Annotated in this window: 2 protein-coding genes and 1 pseudogene; 1 reads left to right on the forward strand and 2 read right to left on the reverse strand. The window is 64.2% G+C overall.

All coding sequences use genetic code 11. From position 1 onward, the window contains the following. Window positions 1-104: 104 nt before the first annotated feature. Both ACWGKS_RS30035 and ACWGKS_RS30040 read right to left on the reverse strand, forming a co-directional pair. Window positions 105-437: a type II toxin-antitoxin system PemK/MazF family toxin gene (locus ACWGKS_RS30035; protein WP_452525114.1), complete on the reverse strand. Its 333-nt coding sequence runs from the start codon at window positions 435-437 to the stop codon at window positions 105-107. After that, entirely contained in the window at window positions 434-754 is a 321-nt protein-coding gene (locus ACWGKS_RS30040) for a hypothetical protein (protein ID WP_452525116.1), read from the reverse strand. Before ACWGKS_RS30040 ends, ACWGKS_RS30035 begins: the two co-directional genes overlap by 4 nt. A gap of 164 nt (window positions 755-918) precedes the next feature. Here ACWGKS_RS30040 and ACWGKS_RS30045 point away from each other — a divergent pair. After that, window positions 919-1,180, forward strand: a pseudogene (locus ACWGKS_RS30045) (ABC transporter ATP-binding protein); the annotation flags it as partial.

The following is a 1,180-nucleotide window of genomic DNA, read 5'->3' on the forward strand; positions in this document are numbered from 1 at the left end:
GGCCGCAGACAGTTGCTCGGTGGGTTGGCCGCCGGGTTCGGAAAGTAGTCCGAGGGGGCGCACCGAACACGGGACTCGGAGGCGCCCCCTCTCCGAAAGAACCGTTAGAGGGCCAACGCGGCTTTGAGGCCTTTGGCGACCGAGGTCATGGTCGCATGGCTCAGGGCTCCCACATCCTCAAGAAGCTCGTCGTTGAACACATGGGTGATCTCGTCGCACAACACGAACCCCCGCAGCGGAAGATCCGCCGGCCCCAACGGGATGTGCGTGGTTCTCGGTTCCTTACGAGAGGTCGTCAGGCGTACAGCCAGACAGTCACCGAGATTGGCGTTGCGCTGATTGTTGGACACCACGAGGAACGGCTTCCGCTCCTCCTGCTCACCGGTGTCCAGGTAGATCCAGTAGACACGGCCCCGTACAGGGGTCAGGCCCCTCATTCAGCGGCCCTGGGGGACAAGCGACGTCGGCGACGCAACGCGGCGCGCACAGCCCGGTCCTCCTCGTTCTGTTCCGCGGCGATCGCCCGGTACTCGGTCTCCAGCACCTTTTCCCTCAGTGCCTGTTTACCCAGTTCGAGCAGGACGGACAGGGTCGCGGCCTCCGACAGATTCGACCGTCCCTCGTCCACGGAGTCTTCGAGCATGCTCATAAGGGCGGCGTGTTCCCGTGAGTCAGGGGTCCGGGCGGCCCGAATGATCTGTTGGGTGTCAGGGTCGACCGGGACGGACTTCCTCGGGGTTTGAGTCATCGTCATGCCTCCCAACATGCCGCAGTTCATGCAGCAATGTGTGCTGTTTCGAGTATCTCATACAGTCGATCGTGCGGGGCGGGGAAAATCGATTGATACTCCGTTCGGGGCCGCCGTAGGCTCCACTTCGCCGAGCTCCCGCCCCCTCACCCCAAGGTCGGTGTCCCAGGGTGTCGACCCCTGCCAAGAACCTGCTCTTCTTCGCCACACTGTGGCGATCGCATCGTTGGCTCACCGTGGCGTGGTGGGCGCTGATCCTGGTCCAGGGGATCCTTCCCGCCGTGTTCGTCGTGGCGGTCGGCATGCTGGTCGGCGCGGTCGCCGGTGACGAACCGCTGCGTACGCCGTTGATCCTGATCAGTGTCGTCTTCGCCCTGACGCAGGTCATGACGCCCCTGCACACCCAGGTCGGCTCCCTGCTGGGCGAACAGG

The organism is Nocardiopsis sp. NPDC055879 (assembly GCF_053615935.1).

What these genes read in the sequence shown, in the direction of transcription:
- ACWGKS_RS30040 (WP_452525116.1), bottom strand. Translation starts at nt 754, where the DNA reads ATGACGATGACTCAAACCCCGAGGAAGTCCGTCCCGGTCGACCCTGAC.
- ACWGKS_RS30035 (WP_452525114.1), bottom strand. Translation starts at nt 437, where the DNA reads ATGAGGGGCCTGACCCCTGTACGGGGCCGTGTCTACTGGATCTACCTG.